Source organism: uncultured Chitinophaga sp. (genome assembly GCF_937874145.1).
GTDB lineage: Bacteria > Bacteroidota > Bacteroidia > Chitinophagales > Chitinophagaceae > Chitinophaga.
Map to the genome: position 1 here is coordinate 38,559 of NZ_CALNBI010000454.1, position 18,346 is coordinate 56,904.

24 protein-coding genes are annotated in these 18,346 nt (G+C 51.6%); 2 read left to right on the forward strand and 22 right to left on the reverse strand.

The annotated features are described in order from the left end of the window. Positions 1–90 precede the first annotated feature (90 nt). A complete protein-coding gene (locus Q0510_RS21810) occupies positions 91–2,466 on the reverse strand; it encodes a thiamine pyrophosphate-dependent enzyme (RefSeq protein ID WP_298716390.1) in 2,376 nt (791 codons plus the stop codon). Between the two features lie 218 nt (positions 2,467–2,684). On the opposite strand from Q0510_RS21810, the gene Q0510_RS21815 reads away from it, so the two are divergent. After that, positions 2,685–3,089, forward strand: a complete 405-nt coding sequence (locus Q0510_RS21815) for a DUF1573 domain-containing protein (protein WP_298716395.1) — start codon at positions 2,685–2,687, stop codon at positions 3,087–3,089. A 113-nt stretch (positions 3,090–3,202) separates the two neighbouring features. Continuing rightward, positions 3,203–4,396 (forward strand): pyridoxal phosphate-dependent aminotransferase, encoded by a 1,194-nt coding sequence (locus Q0510_RS21820; RefSeq protein WP_298716397.1) that lies wholly within the window; start codon positions 3,203–3,205, stop codon positions 4,394–4,396. A gap of 785 nt (positions 4,397–5,181) precedes the next feature. Here the strand turns inward: Q0510_RS21820 and carA are convergent. From carA to rplN, 21 genes are all read right to left on the reverse strand, one after another. Then, the gene (carA, locus tag Q0510_RS21825) at positions 5,182–6,297 is read right to left on the reverse strand and encodes a glutamine-hydrolyzing carbamoyl-phosphate synthase small subunit (protein WP_298716400.1); all 1,116 of its coding nucleotides are present in this window, start codon (positions 6,295–6,297) and stop codon (positions 5,182–5,184) included. Positions 6,298–6,391: 94 nt separating this feature from the next. Then, complete coding sequence (locus tag Q0510_RS21830; RefSeq protein ID WP_298716402.1) at positions 6,392–7,228, reverse strand: hypothetical protein; 837 nt, start codon at positions 7,226–7,228, stop codon at positions 6,392–6,394. Between the two features lie 96 nt (positions 7,229–7,324). After that, entirely contained in the window at positions 7,325–7,807 is a 483-nt protein-coding gene (gene rplQ / locus Q0510_RS21835; protein ID WP_298716404.1) for a 50S ribosomal protein L17, read from the reverse strand. Positions 7,808–7,915: 108 nt separating this feature from the next. Next, entirely contained in the window at positions 7,916–8,911 is a 996-nt protein-coding gene (locus tag Q0510_RS21840; protein WP_298716405.1) for a DNA-directed RNA polymerase subunit alpha, read from the reverse strand. Positions 8,912–8,988: 77 nt separating this feature from the next. Continuing rightward, the gene (rpsD, locus tag Q0510_RS21845; protein WP_298716407.1) at positions 8,989–9,594 is read right to left on the reverse strand and encodes a 30S ribosomal protein S4; all 606 of its coding nucleotides are present in this window, start codon (positions 9,592–9,594) and stop codon (positions 8,989–8,991) included. 171 nt (positions 9,595–9,765) lie between these two features. Then, complete coding sequence (gene rpsK, locus Q0510_RS21850; protein WP_298716409.1) at positions 9,766–10,164, reverse strand: 30S ribosomal protein S11; 399 nt, start codon at positions 10,162–10,164, stop codon at positions 9,766–9,768. 111 nt (positions 10,165–10,275) lie between these two features. After that, on the reverse strand, positions 10,276–10,656 hold the full coding sequence (rpsM, locus tag Q0510_RS21855) for a 30S ribosomal protein S13 (RefSeq protein WP_298716411.1): 381 nt from the start codon (positions 10,654–10,656) through the stop codon (positions 10,276–10,278). A gap of 46 nt (positions 10,657–10,702) precedes the next feature. Continuing rightward, a complete protein-coding gene (rpmJ, locus tag Q0510_RS21860; RefSeq protein ID WP_072360626.1) occupies positions 10,703–10,819 on the reverse strand; it encodes a 50S ribosomal protein L36 in 117 nt (38 codons plus the stop codon). A gap of 35 nt (positions 10,820–10,854) precedes the next feature. Next, positions 10,855–11,073 carry a translation initiation factor IF-1 gene (gene infA, locus Q0510_RS21865; RefSeq protein WP_012789309.1) on the reverse strand — a complete coding sequence of 73 codons (219 nt, stop codon included), beginning with the start codon at positions 11,071–11,073 and terminating at the stop codon, positions 10,855–10,857. A 179-nt stretch (positions 11,074–11,252) separates the two neighbouring features. Further along, on the reverse strand, positions 11,253–12,059 hold the full coding sequence (gene map, locus Q0510_RS21870; protein WP_298716414.1) for a type I methionyl aminopeptidase: 807 nt from the start codon (positions 12,057–12,059) through the stop codon (positions 11,253–11,255). A gap of 103 nt (positions 12,060–12,162) precedes the next feature. Continuing rightward, the gene (gene secY, locus Q0510_RS21875) at positions 12,163–13,506 is read right to left on the reverse strand and encodes a preprotein translocase subunit SecY (protein WP_298716416.1); all 1,344 of its coding nucleotides are present in this window, start codon (positions 13,504–13,506) and stop codon (positions 12,163–12,165) included. 80 nt (positions 13,507–13,586) lie between these two features. Beyond that, on the reverse strand, positions 13,587–14,033 hold the full coding sequence (rplO, locus tag Q0510_RS21880) for a 50S ribosomal protein L15 (protein WP_298716418.1): 447 nt from the start codon (positions 14,031–14,033) through the stop codon (positions 13,587–13,589). A 97-nt stretch (positions 14,034–14,130) separates the two neighbouring features. Next, positions 14,131–14,316: a 50S ribosomal protein L30 gene (rpmD, locus tag Q0510_RS21885; RefSeq protein WP_298716420.1), complete on the reverse strand. Its 186-nt coding sequence runs from the start codon at positions 14,314–14,316 to the stop codon at positions 14,131–14,133. Between the two features lie 86 nt (positions 14,317–14,402). Further along, a complete protein-coding gene (rpsE, locus tag Q0510_RS21890; protein ID WP_298716422.1) occupies positions 14,403–14,921 on the reverse strand; it encodes a 30S ribosomal protein S5 in 519 nt (172 codons plus the stop codon). Positions 14,922–14,954: 33 nt separating this feature from the next. Next, a complete protein-coding gene (gene rplR, locus Q0510_RS21895; protein ID WP_298716424.1) occupies positions 14,955–15,308 on the reverse strand; it encodes a 50S ribosomal protein L18 in 354 nt (117 codons plus the stop codon). Positions 15,309–15,456: 148 nt separating this feature from the next. After that, positions 15,457–16,011: a 50S ribosomal protein L6 gene (gene rplF, locus Q0510_RS21900; RefSeq protein WP_298716426.1), complete on the reverse strand. Its 555-nt coding sequence runs from the start codon at positions 16,009–16,011 to the stop codon at positions 15,457–15,459. 115 nt (positions 16,012–16,126) lie between these two features. After that, positions 16,127–16,525 (reverse strand): 30S ribosomal protein S8, encoded by a 399-nt coding sequence (rpsH, locus tag Q0510_RS21905; protein WP_298716429.1) that lies wholly within the window; start codon positions 16,523–16,525, stop codon positions 16,127–16,129. 89 nt (positions 16,526–16,614) lie between these two features. After that, on the reverse strand, positions 16,615–16,884 hold the full coding sequence (gene rpsN, locus Q0510_RS21910) for a 30S ribosomal protein S14 (RefSeq protein WP_126246779.1): 270 nt from the start codon (positions 16,882–16,884) through the stop codon (positions 16,615–16,617). A 6-nt stretch (positions 16,885–16,890) separates the two neighbouring features. Further along, the gene (rplE, locus tag Q0510_RS21915) at positions 16,891–17,466 is read right to left on the reverse strand and encodes a 50S ribosomal protein L5 (protein WP_298716439.1); all 576 of its coding nucleotides are present in this window, start codon (positions 17,464–17,466) and stop codon (positions 16,891–16,893) included. After that, complete coding sequence (rplX, locus tag Q0510_RS21920; protein WP_109698269.1) at positions 17,466–17,810, reverse strand: 50S ribosomal protein L24; 345 nt, start codon at positions 17,808–17,810, stop codon at positions 17,466–17,468. Before rplX ends, rplE begins: the two co-directional genes overlap by 1 nt. A gap of 196 nt (positions 17,811–18,006) precedes the next feature. Next, positions 18,007–18,346 (reverse strand): 50S ribosomal protein L14 (gene rplN, locus Q0510_RS21925; RefSeq protein ID WP_298716444.1); only part of this gene is annotated, 340 nt, incomplete at its 5' end.

Below are 18,346 nucleotides of genomic sequence, written 5' to 3' on the forward strand. Positions count from 1 at the left end.
GGCCTTGTTGGGCAGCCAGTTTGACAAAAAAAGCGCCCCCTGCAGCATACAGGGGGCGCTCACATTCACGATAATATGGTGGCAGGTTCGCTACTCCCTGATCATGTCCATGACAACTTTTACGACATCTTCCGCATTGGGTTTGGAGAAGTAGTCGCCATCGGACCCGTAAGCCGGGCGGTGCGCCTGGGCCGAAAGGGTGCGGGGCGCCACGTCGAGCCAGCGGTATCCGCCCTGTTGTTCCATCACTTGCTGGAACATGTAAGCGGTGCCGCCGCCGGGAACGTCTTCGTCCACGAACAGGATGCGGTTGGTCTTCTTCAGCGATTCCAGGATAGAATGGCCGGTATCGAAGGGCAGGAGCGTCTGCACGTCGATCAGTTCGCAGGAAACGCCGAGCCCGGAGAGGGTTTGCATGGCTTCCTCGATCACGCGCAGGGTACTGCCGTAGGAAACGATGGTGATGTCGGAGCCTTCGTGGAGGATTTCCGGAACGCCCATAGGCACGGTGAATTCCCCGATGTTCTCCGGCATTTTCTCTTTCAGGCGGTAGCCGTTCAGCGATTCGATCACGATGGCGGGTTCATGGGCGCTCAGGAGGGTGTTGTACATCCCGGCCGCCTGCACCATGTTGCGGGGTACGCAAACGTAGAAACCGCGCAGGGAGTTGACGATCATCCCCATGGGGCTGCCCGAGTGCCAGATGCCTTCCAGCCGGTGGCCGCGGGTGCGGACGATAATGGGGCAGAACTGCGTGCCGCGGGTGCGGTATTGCAGGGAAGCCACATCGTCGCTGAGGGGCTGCAGGCCGTACAGCAGGTAATCCAGGTATTGGATTTCCGCGATGGGGCGCAGTCCGCGGAGGGCCATACCGATGCCCTGGCCCATAATTGTGAGCTCACGGATGCCGGTGTCGGCGATGCGGGTCTTGCCATGCACGGCCTGGAGGCCGGCAAAGCCCTGGTTCACGTCGCCGATCTTGCCCACATCTTCCCCGAAGGCGAATACCAGCGGGTTGTTGTGGAACAGCTGATCGAAGTATTTATTCAGCACTTCATAGCCGTTGATCACGGGAGCGTCGTCGGCATATAATGCGGGCACCTCCGGTACGTTGAGCGCCGAATTGGCGCCGGTGGCGTACAGCAGGGTGTTGTAATTTTCTTTTTCGGTAACGAGCTGGTTGTCGTAGAACAGCTGCAGTTCGCTGATGGCGGGCGAGAAGTCGCGCGGGTGGCGGAAGAGGATATGCGCGGCGGTTTTGAGGACATCCCTGCGCAGGGGCTCGCGGTTGGCGGTCAGCTCCTGGATGGAATGTTGTACAAACTCAGTATCGGCGCGGCCTTCTTCAATTACCTGGCGGCAGATGCCAGCCAGTTCCTGCACCTGGCTGCGGATGGGCGCGATATACTTTTCCCATGCGCGTTTGCGGCCTTCGTGGGCCAGCACTTTGGCTTCGGCTTCGATTTCCTGGAGCGAGCCTTCGTCGGCCAGCGCGTTATCGACGAGCCAGTGGCGCATTTTGGTGTTGCAGTCGAACTCTTTCTCCCATGCCAGGCGGTCCTTGCTTTTGTAGCGCTCGTGGGAGCCGGAGGTGGAGTGCCCCTGGGGCTGGGTGATTTCTTCTACGTGGAAGAGCACGGGAACGTGGGTTTCGCGGGCTTTGCGGATACCTTCTTCAAAGGCTTCGCAGAGTCCGGCGTAATCCCATCCTTTTACATTATAAATCTCCAGACCGTTGGTTTCCTCGCCTTTGCGGAACCCTTCCAGCGCGGCGCTGATGGAGCCTTTGGTGGTTTGCAGCTTGCGCGGAACGGAGATACCGTAGCCATCGTCCCACACGAAAATACATAACGGCACCTGGAGCACGCCGGCGGCATTTACGGTTTCCCAGAAATGGCCTTCGCTGGTGGAGGCATCGCCGATGGTGGCGAAGCAAACCTCGTTGCCCTGGTGCGAAAGATGCGTGAGCCCTTCCAGTTCCGGTACTTCGCGGAACAGCTTGGAAGCATAGGCCAGCCCTAAAGCGCGCGGCATCTGGCCGGCGGTGGGCGCCATATCGGCGGCGGTGTTCTTCTGCGCGGTGAGCGGCAGCCAGTTCCCGTCTGCATCAATATTAGGGGTGGCGAAATGTGAGTTCATCTGGCGGCCGGCGGAAAACGGATCGTTCTCCAGGTCCGGATCGGCGTAGAGCTGGGAGAAAAACTGCTCTACATTGGCGACGCCGGTGGCAAACGCCCAGGTCTGATCGCGGTAATAACCGGAACGGAAATCGCCCGGTTTGAAATACTTGGACATCGCAATCTGGGCTATTTCCTTGCCATCGCCAAATATCCCGAATTTGGCCTTCCCGGTCAGCACCTCGCGGCGCCCCAGAAGGCTCACTTCCCTGCTGATACATGCCAGCCGGTAATCATTCAAAACTTCCCTGCGGAACTCTTCAAACGATAACTGGCTTTGCATATTCATAGCTAATTCGTTGTTTTCGATCATGCCATCCTTGTTAAAGCACAAATGTAGGGGAATTTGATGAATGGGTAAATGTCCCGGTGCATCGTGCTAAAATTAAATTTTTAAGAAATTTTTAATATCTTGATATGCATGGTTCAGTTTTTGGCCGTAAATTTGAACTGGAAACTGGTAGAAACGTAAATGTCTAACCAAATCGTTTAAAAACCAATGTTATCATGAAAAAATTCGTTGTATCCCTATTTGCAACTTTACTGGTAACCACATCACTGTGGGCGCAGGCACAGAACGGAGGCGGAACGGCTAATGCAGTGGACGCCAAATTGAAATTCAAGAAAGAAACGATGGACTTCGGCAAAACCAAGCTGAACAAACCCGTTACCGTTACTTTCGAATTCACCAATATCTCCAAGGAACCCGTGCTGATCGAAGCCGCCAAGCCCAGCTGCGGCTGCACCACCCCGAAGTGGACAGTAGAGCCTATCCTTCCCGGAAAGGCAGGTACCATCACGGCCACCTACAACGCCAATGCGGCAGGTAAGCCGATGAAAACCATCTACCTGAAGTTAAAGGGAGTTGACCAGGAGAAGGAACTGTTCCTCACAGGAACCGTCGAAAACTAAGAGAAACAAACGCAAATAGATGCCTCCCGATCCAAACGGGAGGCATTTTTGTTTTATATCATTTATAACATGGCGAGTTGCCTTACCTTTGCCTCGCAAAAAACCAACACCAAATGCCGAACATCAGTCAGCGCGGCCAGATCATGCCGCCCTCTCCTATCCGCAAACTGGTTCCCTTCGCAGAAGCAGCCAAAAAGAAAGGAGTTACGGTTTACCACCTCAACATCGGCCAGCCCGATATCGAAACGCCGCAACCCGTACTCGACGCCGTGCGCCATTCCGACTTCAAAATCCTTGAATACAGCCACAGCGCAGGCAACGAATCCTACCGCCGCAAACTCACCACGTATTATGACCGTTTCGGCATCCAGCTGGACCACAACCAGATCATCGTTACCACCGGTGGCTCCGAAGCGATTATCTTCGGTTTCATGGCCTGCCTCGATCCGGGCGACGAAGTGATCATCCCCGAACCTTTCTACGCCAACTACAACGGCTTCGCCGTGGAAGCGGAAGTGAAAGTGGTGCCCGTTACCTCCGGCATCGAATCCGGCTTTGCGTTGCCCCCCATTGCTGATTTCGAAAAGAAAATCACGCCCAAAACCAAAGCCATCCTCATCTGCAATCCCAATAACCCGACCGGTTACCTCTACAGTCCCGAGGAACTGAACGTGCTGCGGGATATCTGCAAAAAATATAACCTCTACCTGTTCTCCGACGAAGCTTACCGCGAATTCGCGTACGACGGCAATACCCTTTCCGCCCTGCAGCTCGAAGGACTGGAAGACAACGTAGTGGTGTTCGACACCATTTCCAAGCGTTACAGCGCCTGCGGCGGCCGTATCGGCGCGCTGGTGACCCGCAATAAAACCCTGCTCGACTCCGTGATGAAGTTCGCACAGGCCCGCCTGAGCCCCCCGAGCTTCGCGCAGATTGCCGCTGAAGCAGCCGTGGACCTGCCCCTGGATTACTTTGACGGCATTAAGGCGGAGTACAAAAGCCGCCGCGACCTGCTGGTGAAACGCCTGAACGAGATCCCGGGGGTATTTTGCCCCAATCCGGGCGGTGCTTTCTACGCCATGGCGAAACTGCCGATCGATGATGCCGACAGGTTCTGCCAGTGGCTGTTGGAGGATTTCAGCTATGAAAAGCAGACTGTCATGCTGTCTCCCGGCACCGGCTTTTACGCCACTGCGGGTTTGGGCAAGCAGGAAGTGCGCCTGGCGTATGTTTTGAACCTGTCTTCCATCGATAAGGCGATGACTGCTTTGGCGAAGGCGCTGGAGGTATACCCTGGCCGCCGCTAAACTGTCAGCATATACTGCCAGTTTGTGTTAAAAAACCATCAAATCTGAAAACCTGACAAAAATCATGTTTTCGAAATGAAGGGCCTGGAAAGCCTGCCAGAAGGCTAATTTCACATTATAAATAATTCTATATAGCGTTTTTTATTCTTTTCGTTTAAATTTTTGCAATTTAAAGTTTTGAAATTTGATTTTTATGCCTACTTTTACTGTGTAATCGGGACGCAAAGGTGCAATAGAATTAAATGACAAAATTTAATATACATGTTAGACAAATTTCTAAACCTGCTTTGCAAAAAATTAACTTGTATAATTTTGACAAATGGGAAAATGGCCCGACCTTTGCATTATCAACATTATGTAAAAAATCGGCGAAGAACTAAAACGTTTTAGCTAAACAACATATTTTTGTATCAGTTTTTCATAACGTGGAATTTATAAAGGCAAACGGCTCTGATCACAGAGCCGTATTTTTTTTCTATATAGTTTCCACCACTTCCAACCGATTGCATTTTGAAATCCTCTATTTCAAGAAAACTTACCGTCTTTTAAAAACATACACTACCCGAATTTTTCCTATTATTGTCATGTAATGAAAAGACAAGGTGGGTATCGTGCCTAACCGCATGGTACCTTTCGCTAGTTTTCATAACGTGGAATTTTAAAATGCAACGGTCCTGACTCCTCAGGACCGTCTATTTTTCTCCTGATCCTATTTTCCGGCACTTACCCGCATAAAAAAAGGCCCCCAGTGCGGAGGCCCTTCCTATCTTACTACATACACCAAATTATTTGGTGTGGTTGCGGATCATCGTAAAGAAATCGTCGAACAGGTAACGCGAATCGTGCGGGCCCGGTGTGCTTTCCGGGTGATATTGCACCGAAAACGCCGGTTTGTTCTTGATACGGATGCCTTCCACGGAATTGTCGTTCAGGTTGATGTGCGTCACTTCCACATTGTCGGAAGCTGCCACCGCCTTCGCGTCGATCGCAAAACCGTGGTTCTGCGTCGTAATCTCGCTCCTGCCGGTCAGCAGGTTCTTCACCGGGTGGTTTAGCCCGCGGTGGCCGTGGTGCATTTTATAGGTCGGGATGCCGTTGGCCATGGCCAGCAGCTGGTGCCCGAGGCAGATGCCGAAGAGCGGGCGCTCGGCGGCCAGTACTTTCTTAATGGTGTCCACGGCGTAGGTCAGCGGAGCGGGGTCGCCGGGGCCGTTGGAAATGAAATAAGCATGCGGCTTAAACTCCTCGCACTCTTCGAAAGTGGTTTTGGTAGGGTGTACTTTCAGGTACGCGCCTTTTTCGGAGAGGCATTTGAGCATATTGCGCTTCACCCCGTTGTCGAGCACCGCGATGCGGATTTCTGCGTTGGGGTCGCCCACGAAGTAGGGCTCCTTGGTGGAAACCGCCTCGCAAAGGGCGAGACCTTCCATCGAGGGCACTTCTTTCAGGCGTTTGGCCAGTTCCTGCTCATCGAGGATCTCGGAGGAGATAATGCAGTTCATGGCGCCCTTGTTGCGAATGTGGGCCACCAGCGCGCGGGTGTCTACCTCATGGATGGCTACCAGGTTGTTCTCTTCCAGGAACTGGGCGAGCGACTGGTCCGCCATCTTGCGGGAATAGTTGGAAGCGATGTTCTTGCAGATCAGTCCGCTGATTTTCACAGCGCTGGATTCCACGTCTTCCTTCTTGGTGCCGTAGTTCCCTACGTAGCAGTTGTTCATGATCAGCACCTGTCCTTTGTAGGAAGGGTCGGTGAACACCTCCTGGTAGCCGGTCATCCCGGTATTGAAACAAAGCTCCCCGGATGCGGTCCCTACTTTACCGAACGCTTTTCCGTGGAAAACGGTGCCATCTTCGAGCAACAGCATGGCAGGCTGTGTAGATCTGATAGTCTGCGGCATTTCTTCTTACCCTTTCTTTTTTATGCCCCGTTAGGGACGATTAAAACTTTGCAAAGTTAGGGCATGATTTTGAATTTCGCGCAGGTTTTTCAGATCAATTCAAATGAATGGAAGTCATGATTTTGTCAGCCGCCTGTTTGCCGGTGGCGTCGTCCGCTGCGTGGGTCACTAACAGCTGTACCTGGCTGCCGCCGCGGACGAATATCAGGCTTTGAAAAGCCATGGGAGCGGTTTCCCGCAAAACGTAAGAACCTTGCTGGAGCAGGGCCGGCTGCCCGTCGATCTGCAATTCCCTGGAAGTATAACTGAACCGGGACACGCCGGAGCGGGTTTCCATGCTGCGGGCGGTTTGTTGTGCGGCCGTTTCGAGCAGGATGCTGGATTGGGAGAGATAGACGGATTCCTCCATACGGATGACGATCCCGTCGGTCTTCCCTCCTGCCTGGAAGGCTTTTACCCGCATATTGGGGCGGTCTTCCGGGGATTCGGGCTTCAATGACAGCGGGCTTTGCATCCGGATGAGGTGTCCCCGGAAAGTGCGCCATTGGGCCTCTTCCAGGAGGCCGGCCGATACGCGGGGCTCGCGGAATACGGCCATCAGGTACGGTCCGTACAGGAAACTCAGCCCGGTGCAAACGACAAACACGGCGATAGCAGCCGCGAGCGTGAGTTTCTTTCGCCCGGTAAACCCGGCCTTCCGCGCTTTCCGGCGCTCCAGGGCGGTAAACTCCGCCTCGGAAATACCATATTCCCGCCCGAAGGCTTCGAGCGAGCCGCCGGGATGCTGGGCGAGCCAGTCTTTATAAATAACAGGAAATTTTTTGCCGCAGGCGTCGCAGAAGGTGAGGTATTCGGATTTCAGCGCGCTGTGTTCGCTGCAGTGTAGGCATTTCATGTAGTTCATAGGAAGGGGCGTTAGTTGCCGGTGCATCTAAATTACGTTTTTTTTATATATATACAATAGATAGGGGCATAAAAAAGGGATAAGGTACAGACCTTATCCCTTGGGTATAGCTTTATCGAAAAACTACTCAGCAGCAGGAGCTTCAGCAGCGGGTGCTTCGGCTTCGCCTTCCGCTTTTTTCTTACCGCCGGCACGACGGGTTTTCTTGGCGGGGGCTTTATCAGCAGCGGCAGTTTTGCCGTAGATTTCGTTGAAATCAACCAGCTCGATCAGCGCAGTTTCGGCGTTGTCACCGATACGTTTGCCGAGCTTGATGATACGGGTGTAACCACCGGGGCGGCTGGCGATTTTCTCGCTAACGGTACCGAACAGTTCCTGGATAGCTTCTTTGTCCTGCAGGTAGGAGAACACGATACGACGGTTGTGGGTGTCGTCGGTTTTACCGCGGGTCAGCAGGGGCTCAACGTAAACGCGGAGCGCTTTGGCTTTGGCCAGGGTGGTGGTGATACGTTTGTGAGCAATGAGTTCGCAAGCCAGGTTGCTCATGAGGCTTTTCCGGTGAGCGGCTGTGCGGCTCAGTTTGTTCAATTTCTTTCCGTGACGCATGACTATTTGATATTTGGTTTCCCTCGCACCGTGTCAGGAATTGCAAGGTACTTGTTATAAAATGCAAATCACGCCCTCCATAGCGGCGGCGTGATTTACGCTTGAATACTATTCTTCGTCGAGCTTCAGTTTGGACAGGTCCATACCGAAGTGCAGGCCTCTTTCGCCCAGCACCTGTTCGATTTCGCTGAGGGATTTCTGACCGAAGTTGCGGAATTTCATCAGTTCTTCCTGCTCGTACTGTACCAGTTCGCTCAGGGAGTTGATTTTCGCCGCTTTCAGGCAGTTGAATGCGCGTACGCTGAGATCCAGGTCTTCCAGGGGAGTTTTCAGGATCTTGCGCAGCTGCAGGGTTTGTTCGTCTACCACGTCTTCTTTTTCAGCGTCTTTCGTATCGAAGCTGATGTTTTCATCGGTGATGATCATCAGGTGCTGAATGAGAATGCGGGAAGCTTGTTTTACCGCTTCTTCCGGGTGGATGGTACCGTCTGTCACAACTTCCATGATCAGTTTCTCGTAGTCGGTCTTTTGTTCCACACGGGTGTTCTCGATGCTGTATTTCACGTTTTTGATGGGCGTGAATACGGAATCGATCGCGATATAACCAAACACTGCATCTTTGGGTCTGTTTTCCTCAGCCGGAACATAACCGCGGCCTTTGCCGATGGTCAGTTCGATATCCAGCTTGGCGGAAGGATCCAGGGTGCAGATCAGCAGTTCGGGGTTCATGATCTGGAAAGAGTTGGTCGCTTTCTCGATCATATCTGCCCGGAACTCGGTTTTGCCTTTGATGGAGATCTGGATTTTTTCGCTGCTTACTTCATTCTCAACGATTTTCTTGAAACGAACCTGTTTCAGGTTGAGGATGATTTCAGTAACGTCTTCCGTGATACCTTTCAAAGTGGCAAACTCGTGATCAGCGCCTTCGATCTTGATACCCACAATGGCATAGCCCTCCAAAGACGACAACAGCACGCGGCGGAGCGCGTTACCAATTGTCACACCATAACCCGGTTCTAACGGACGGAATTCGAATTGAGCTTCAAAGTCGGTTGACTTCTGCAAAACGATCTTGTCAGGCTTTTGGAAATTAAGAATTGCCATTGATATGCTTGATTTATGTTTTTAAGGTATGTTATACGGCTATAGCCACCCCGGGTTCCGGGATGGCTATATCGTTATTACTTGCTGTACAATTCCACGATCAGTTGCTCCTTGATGTTCTCAGGAACAGATTCCCTTTCAGGATAAGCGATGAAAGTACCTCTCAGTTCTTTCTCGTTGAAGTCTACCCAGTTGAATTTGGGGTTCTTGCCGCGTACCTGGCTGGTAACAGCGGTGTTGCCTGCGGATTTGGCTTCCAGGCCTACAACGTCGCCGGGTTTCAGCTGGTAGGAAGGAACGTTTACCACCACGCCGTTAACGGTAACGTGTTTGTGGGAAACGAGCTGGCGGGCGGCCGGGCGGGAAGGCGCGATGCCCATGCGGAACACGGTGTTGTCCAGACGTGCTTCCAGCAGTTTGATCAGTACTTCACCAGTAACGCCTTTACGACGGTTTGCTTCTTCGAAGAGGTTACGGAACTGTTTTTCCAGTACGCCGTAAGTGTACTTCGCTTTTTGTTTCTCTCTCAGCTGTTGAGCGTACTCACCCAGTTGTTTGCGCTTGCGCTGTGCGCCGTGCTGACCGGGAGGGTTGCTGTTCTTGCCTAAATACTTGCCATTTCCTAAAATGGGCTCTCCAAAAATCCTGGAGATCTTGGTCTTTGGTCCTGTGTACCTTGCCATGTTCTGTTGTGCAGATTTTTAGTTACGGTGCACGCTCATTTAAAAATCTTAAAATCCGATCGTGCACCCACTGGTGAATGAATAAATATAATAAAATATGAATTACGAATACGAATTAACCGGTACAAAAGTTCAATTGTACCGGATAATTCGTATCGGAATATCTGATGACTATACCCTTCTCTTTTTCGGAGGACGGCAACCGTTGTGCGGCAGCGGCGTAACGTCTTTGATCAGGGTTACCTCGATACCGGAATTCGCGATGGCGCGGATAGCGCTTTCACGGCCGGCGCCGGGTCCTTTCACAAACACGTCAGCTCTTTTCAGGCCGGCGTCGATAGCAGTTTTGGCGGCATCGGAAGCAGCCAGCTGGGCAGCATACGGAGTGTTCTTCTTAGAACCCTTGAAGCCCATCTTACCCGCAGAAGACCAGGAGATAACCTGACCCTGCTTGTTGGTGATGCTCACGATGATGTTGTTGAAACTTGCAGAGATGTGTACATCGCCGAAGTTATCCACTTTTACTACCCTCTTTTTAGCGGCAGCTTTAGTATTCGTTGCTTTTGCCATAATTCGTTATAATTCCAACTATGAAACTCCAAATCCGGTTGTCTATAAAAACCCTTTATGCCGCCGCCTCCCGGATTTGGACGGAGGACCAGCAGACCAGGGATCCTATCACTATTTCTTCGTCGCCTTCTTCTTACCAGCAACCGTCTTACGCTTACCTTTACGGGTACGGCTGTTAGTACGGGTGCGCTGGCCTCTAACCGGCAGACCTTTACGGTGACGCAGCCCGCGGTAGCAGGCGATATCCAGCAGGCGCTTGATGTTCATCTGAACTTCAGAACGCAGTTGACCTTCAACTTTCAGCTCAGCATTGATGATGTTACGAATCGCAGCCTGCTCATCGTCATTCCAATCCTTTACTTTCTTGTTCAAATCAATTTCCGCCTTGTTCAGGATATATACTGCGGTGGAGTGACCGATTCCGAAGATGTAGGTCAGTCCAATTTCACCCCTTTTGTTTTTAGGAAGATCAATACCGGCTATACGTGCCATATTAATTGTTTAGTTTATTATTCTTTATAATGAGTAACAGATGCGATTATCCCTGACGTTGCTTAAAACGGGGATTCTTTTTGTTGATCACCAGCAATTTACCCTTGCGGCGAACGATTTTGCAGTCTGCACTTCTTTTCTTGATGGAAGCTCTTACTTTCATGAGTCAATAGTTATAAATCTACTAGTGTATTTTACTTACTTATACCTGAAAATTATACGACCCCTGCTCAAATCATAAGGGCTCATCTCTACTCCAACCTTATCGCCCGGCAGGATGCGAATATAGTGCATCCTCATTTTTCCAGAAATGGTCGCCAAAATCTCATGCCCATTCTCCAGTTTTACCCGGAACATCGCATTTGATAAGGCTTCGAGAATAATACCATCCTGTTTAATCAGTGCCTGTTTCGCCATAAAAATTTTTAGGAATGCAAAGATACCATAAAAAGTTCTGAATCAGAAAAATTTAGGGCAAATTATATTTATAAATATCCGGTTTGTGGATAAAGTCCCCTCCCCTGTTGTGCATAAGTTAATAACAGCCTGCTAAACAGAAGTATATGTATGTGGAAATATTATCGTAACCTTTTGTCTTATTGCGCTACCGCTCCCGCCAAAACCGGGTTTTGCTGCTCCGCAGCCTCGATTTCCACAAAAGTGGACAGCACATCCGCCTTGCCTTTCTGTACCGAAACCGTGTGTTCGTAGTGGACAGACACCTTCCGGTCCCTGGTCACCACCGTCCACCCGTCCTCCAGGTACTCCACATCCCGGGTGCCCAGATTCACCATCGGCTCGATCGCGATCACAAGCCCCTCTTTCAGCACCGCTCCGCTGCCCCTGCGGCCGTAATTCGGCACCTGCGGGTCCTCATGCAGGTTGCGGCCCAAACCGTGCCCTACGAGCTCCCTGACAACGCCGTAACCCCGTTCCCGCTCCAGGTAGTCCTGGATGGCATATGCAATATCGCCCACGCGGTTGCCCACCACCGCCTTCTCGATGCCCTTGTTCAGGGCGGTCTTGGTTGCGGCCATCAGCTTCCGCACATGCGCCGGCACTTCGCCGATCGCAAATGTATAGGCGCTGTCGCCATGGAAATCGTTCTTATACACGCCCACGTCTACCGATACGAGGTCGCCCTCGCGGATGATGTAGCTGTTGGGAATGCCGTGCACCACCGCTTCGTTCACGGAAATGCAGCAGGTATTGGGAAAACCTTTATAATTTTTGAAGGAAGGCACCGCGCCGTGGTCGCGGATGAATTGTTCCGCAATTGCGTCGATGTCCAGCGTGCTCATGCCGGGCTTCAGCTGACGGGCCACTTCCGCGAGGGTAGCGCTCACCAGCTGGGCGCTTTCGCGCATCAGCTCAATTTCTTCTTTCGTTTTATAATGAACCATAACATGCAAAATTAACTAAAAATGACGAGACGGCCGTGCCGTAAACTAAACAGCCATCCTGCCCATTGGTTCAGGATGGCTGCTAATATGTTTCGCCTGGCGGTTACGCGTTGGCGGGAGATGTTCTGCCTTTGATGCGGCCGGAGCTCATGAGGCCGTCGTAGTGACGCATGAGCAGCTGGCTTTCGATCTGCTGCAGGGTATCCAGGATTACGCCTACCATAATCAGCAGGGAAGTACCGCCGAAGAAGGTTGCGAACTGGCTGTTGATCCCGAGTGCGGCAGCGATGCCGGGCAATACGCCCACCAGTGCCAGGAACATCGAACCGGGGAGGGTGATCCGGTCCATCACGGCGCCGATGTAATCAGCGGTGGATTTACCGGGTTTCACACCGGGGATGAACCCGTTGTTGCGTTTCATTTCATCCGCCATTTGGGTGGGGTTGAAGATGAGCGCGGTGTAGAAGAACGTAAAGACGATCACCAGCACGGCATAGATCACATTGTACCAGGGGTTGGTGTGGTCGCTGAATATGCGGATGAAGCCCGAAGCGCTCTCGCTCTGGGTGGCAAAACCGATCGCCGTGGCCGGGATGAACATAATGGCCTGGGCGAAGATGATGGGCATAACGCCTGCAGCATTCACCTTGAGGGGAATGAACTGGCGGACGCCGCCGTATTGTTTGTTACCGACGATTCGTTTGGCGTAGTTCACGGGGATTTTGCGCGTTCCCTGCACCAGCAGGATGAGCCCGATGGTGATCACGATGAACATGGCAATTTCCACGAGGAATACGAGAAGACCACCGCCCGCGCCTGTGATTTTCAGGGAGAATTCCTGCAGGAGGGATTCCGGGAGGCGGGCGAGGATGCCCACCATGATGATGATGGAAGTACCGTTACCGATGCCCTTATCCGTGATTTTTTCACCCAGCCACATAACGAACAGCGTTCCGGCGGTCAGCACCACGGTGGTGGAAAGCCAGAACATGACGTCGCCGTATCCGGGAACAAGCGCTCCACCGGATTGCGTCCTCAGGTATGCAACGTATGCGCTGGCCTGGAAAGCCGTCACGATTACGGTGAGCAGGCGGGTGTATTGGTTGATCTTCTTCCGGCCGCTGTCTCCTTCTTTCTGGAGTTTCTGGAAATAGGGAACAGCGATCGTCAGGAGCTGAATGGCGATAGACGCAGAGATATAGGGCATGATGCCGAGGGCGAAGATGGATGCGCGGGAGAATGAACCACCGGCAAACATGTTGAACAGCCCAAGGATACCTTGCTGGGAAGTCTCGGAGAATTTGGCCAGCTCGTTGGGATCGAGACCGGGAAGGGTGATATAGGAACCAACACGGTATACCAGTACCAGGAGCAGCGTTGTGAGGATGCGCTTGCGCAGGTCCTCGATACTCCAGATGTTCTTTATGGTTTCGATAAATTTCTTCACAGGAAGATAAGAGTTTAATAACGCGTGCAAAAATTCGAAAAGACGCACTACTCCGTAGGCGCCTTCTCTATCGTAATTTCTTAAACCAGTTCCACAGAACCACCAGCTGCTTCGATGGCTGCTTTGGCTTTCTCGCTGATTGCGTTCACTTTCAGCGTTACTTTGCTCTTCAGCTCACCGTGGCCCAGCACTTTCACCTGGTCGGTTTTGCTGATAAGGCCGTTCATGTAGAGGTTCTCGAGGCTGAATTCCTGGATACCGTATTTCTCGATGATCGTGTCCAGCTGGCCGAGGTTGAATACTTTATATTCTACGCGGCTGATCGGGTGGAAACCGCGTTTCGGCAAACGGCGCTGGATAGGCATCTGGCCACCTTCGTGACCGCGTTTGCTGGAATAACCGGTGTTGGATTGCGCACCTTTGTTACCTTTCGTAGAAGTGCCACCTTTACCGGAAGCTTCGCCGCGACCGAGGCGTTTTTCTTTATGTACCGCGCCTTGTGCAGGGCGGAGTTGATGTAAGCTCATTTGTGTAATTGTTTTACTTGCGCGGAAATCAACCGCTCGCTTTTACAATGATAATTCAAAAAAACAGAAAGCCAAATGTAAAAATGAAAATTTTACATTATGCATTCACTTCTTCCACTTTCACCAGGTGGTGCACGGCGCGAACCATGCCCAGGATCTGGGGGGTGGCTTCAACCTCAACGGTATTGTTCATTTTTTTCAGCCCGAGTGCCTTCAGGGTCAGTTTCTGACGTTCAGGACGATCGATACCGCTTTTTACCTGGGTGATCTTAATCTTTGCCATTTTTACTATGATATATTTCCTTTGAAGAATTCCGGTATCCAAAAGGGCAAGCCCTCCGGAACCGGGGTTATATCCGCCCGGGATTATTATCCGTTGAAAACTTTCTTCATGGACACGTTGCGGGTCCTGGCAACCTGGATGGGTTCGCGCAGCATGCCGAGTGCCTTGAAGGTGGCTTTCACCACGTTGTGGGGGTTAGCGGAGCCGAGGGACTTCGCCAGCACGTCGGTGATACCGGCGCTTTCCAGAACGGCGCGCATGGAACCACCGGCGATTACACCCGTACCATGAGCAGCAGGCTTCACCAGCACCTTGGCAGCGCCTTCCTTAGCCAGCTGATCGTGAGGGATCGTACCGTGGTGAATGGGAACTTTGATCAGATTCTTCTTTGCATCGTCGATACCTTTGGTGATCGCTTCCTGCACTTCCTTGGCTTTACCAAGACCGTGACCTACCACGCCATTTTCGTTACCCACAACCACCAGCGCGGAAAAGCTGAAAGTACGACCACCTTTGGTAGTCTTTGTAACCCTGTTGATAGCTACAACCTTCTCTTTCAGTTCCAGATCGCCGGCTTTTACTTTATTGAATGAATTCTTTGCCATTTTTATTTAATAAGAATTACGATATCAGTTTGATTAGAATTGCAGACCGCCTTCGCGCGCGCCTTCGGCAGTTGCCTTCACGCGGCCATGGTAGAGATAACCGGAACGGTCGAACACGCAGCTGGTAACACCCAGTGCAGTCGCCTTAGCCGCCAGGGCAGCGCCCACTTGCTTGGCTTTCTCGGTTTTGTTGCCAGTCACACCTGCCAGCGCTTTATCGCGGGAAGATGCAGATGCCAGGGTAGTACCGGTGGTATCGTCGATCAGCTGGAGATAGATCTCCGAGTTGCTGCGAAATACGGACAGTCTGGGCTTCTGTGCAGTTCCGCTGATCTTCTTACGGATACGGAAGCGGATATTCTGTCTTCTGTTTGCTTTTGTAATCATTACTTTAAGTATTTGATCTCCCGATGCTGCCGGGACTTTATTTGTAAAGTAAACACCGGAACCGGGTTCCAATGTTTACTTCAAAGTTTTGAAATGTTCCTGCTCCTGCCCTTCAGTGGCTTACGCCGCGAGGAGAAAGAGCCGGGGATTATTTACCGGCGGATTTACCAGCTTTCTTACGTACAACTTCGTCGCTGTAACGTACACCTTTACCTTTGTACGGCTCGGGTTTGCGGAGGCTGCGGATTTTAGCGGCAACCTGGCCCAGGAGCTGGTTGTCGATACCTTCCAGCTGGATCAGCGGGTTCTTACCTTTTTCAGTTACGGTGTTCACCTTCAGTTCCTTCGGAATCTCGAAGATGATGTTGTGGGAGTAACCCAGTGCCAGGTCGATCAGCTGACCGTTGTGCGCAGCCTTGTAACCCACACCTACCAGTTCCAGTTGTTTCTTGAAACCTTCGGTTACGCCGGTCACCATATTGGCGATGAGGGCGCGGTACAGACCGTGCAGTGCGCGGTGGCGGATCTGGTCGGTCGGGCGGGTGATCAGGATCTCCCCGTCTTTCACTTCCACTTTAATATCGCGGTCGATCGCTTTTTTCAGTTCGCCTTTGGGACCTTTTACAGTCACCTCGTTGGTAGCGCTAACAGTTACTGTTACACCGCTCGCCAGTTTAATCGGACTTCTGCCTATACGTGACATGATTCGTCAGTTTATGTTGTTGTGAGGCGGCATCCCGGGTTCAGCCCGTATAGAAGGCTTAATAAACGAAAATGCCGTTGATCCCGCCCTGGTAAAGGACGGGATCAGAATATGATTAATATACGTAGCAAACTACTTCGCCACCTACGTTTTGTGCTTTTGCTTCCTTGTCGGTCATTACACCTTTGGAAGTGGAGATGATCGCCACGCCGAGACCGTTCTTGATACGTTTGAAGTCTTCAGGTTTGGAGTACTGGCGCAGACCGGGACGGGAAATCCTTTGCAGGTCCTGGATAGCAGGAACTTTGGTCTGGGGATCGTATTTCAGGGCGATCTTAATGAGGCCCTGCTTGTTGTCTTCCTCGAACTTGTACTTCAGGATATAACCTTTGTCGTACAGGATCTCGGTAATGCGTTTCTTCAGTTTGGAAGCCGGAATTTCCACGATCCTGTGGTTTGCCATCTGGGCATTGCGGATGCGTGTCAGAAAATCTGCTATTGGATCAGTAACCATTGTTAGTTAAAGTTGAAAATGTGTACAATGCGATATCCAATCGATATAGATAGGAATCAAAAAACTACTTCGGGAGCCCCCGGTGATAATTACCAGGAAGCTTTTCTTACGCCAGGGATTTTACCTGCCAGTGCCATGTCGCGGAACATGTTACGGCAAATGCCGAATTGACGCATGTAGCCTTTGGGGCGACCGGTCAGCTGGCAACGGTTGTGCAGGCGAACGGGAGAAGCGTTTTTGGGCAGTTTGTCGAGCGCTGCGTAGTCGCCTTCAGCTTTCAGCTGTGCGCGTTTCTCAGCGAACTTAGCCACCATGGCTTCTCTCTTTCTTTGTCTGGCTTTTACGGATTCTTTTGCCATGTGATATTATTGTTGATCTTTTTTGATGTTCTTGAACGGCATACCCAGTTCTTTCAGGAGCTCGTAAGCTTCTTCGTTGGTTTGGGCAGTGGTTACGAAAGTGATATCCATACCGGTGATTTTGGTCACCTTGTCGATGTCGATCTCCGGGAAGATGATCTGCTCGGTCACACCCAGGGTATAGTTACCGCGGCCATCGAATGCTTTCTCGTTGATACCCTTGAAGTCGCGTACGCGGGGCAGGGAAACAGCGATCAGGCGATCGAGGAATTCGTACATGGTTACACCGCGCAGGGTCACACGCGCGCCGATGGGCATGTGCTTACGCAGCTTAAAGTTAGAGATGTCCTTTTTGGACAGGGTAGCGATGGCTTTCTGACCTGCGATGCGGGTCATCTCGTCTACCGCGATGTCTACCAGTTTCTTGTCACCTACGGCACCGTTGATCCCCTGGTTCAGGCAGATCTTGGTCAGGCGGGGAACCTGCATCACGCTCTTATAGTTGAATTTCTTGTGGAGTGCAGATACCACTTCGTTGCGGTATTTGGTCTGCAGTCTGGGCTGATATGATGTGTTTGCCATTATTTGATTACCTCCCCTGATTTTTTAGCGATACGAACTACTTTACCGTTTTCCCGCTGACGGCTAACACGGGTAGCTTTACCAGCCTTAGCGTCCCACAACATTACGTTGGAAAGGGAGATCGGAGCCTCCTGCTTAACGATACCACCTTTGGTATTCTGGGCAGTCGGTTTCGTGTGCTTGGTGATGATGTTCACGCCCTCTACCAGCACTTTCGGGTTGGTTGCGTCAACGATGACTTCCAACACCTTGCGCGCTTTGGTACGGTCCTTGTCCTCACCGGAGATAACCACAACCAGGTCGCCTTTCTTAATGTTGAACTTAGGCTTAAATCTAGTTTTCATCTGTTTGTTTGTTTATACGCCAAGCAAAACTTGGGTCTCGCTTGATTAAAATATATGTCGTTTTATGAAACGGGTCGCAAAGATATGCAAAGATTTCGGATACTGAATTCAGTTATTCACATAAAGACTGTCACAATATATAACCTCCTTATGCCTAACTACTTGAATCCTGTATCCGAAATCCTATGTCGACTCCTTAAAGCACCTCGGGCGCCAGGGAGATGATCTTCATGTATCCTTTATCGCGAAGCTCACGGGCAACCGGACCGAAAATACGGGTACCGCGGGGCTCGTCAGAGTTGTTCAGCAATACTACGGCGTTGTCGTCGAAGCGGATGTAAGAACCGTCGCGGCGACGGAGCTTCTTCTTCGTCCTAACAATAACAGCTTTGGTTACGGTACCTTTTTTCATACCGCCACCGGGGATCGCGTCTTTCACAGTCACCACAATCTTGTCGCCCACACCTGCGTAGTCCTGGCCGGAGTTGCCGAGTACGCGGATGCAGAGCACTTCTTTCGCGCCACTGTTATCTGCT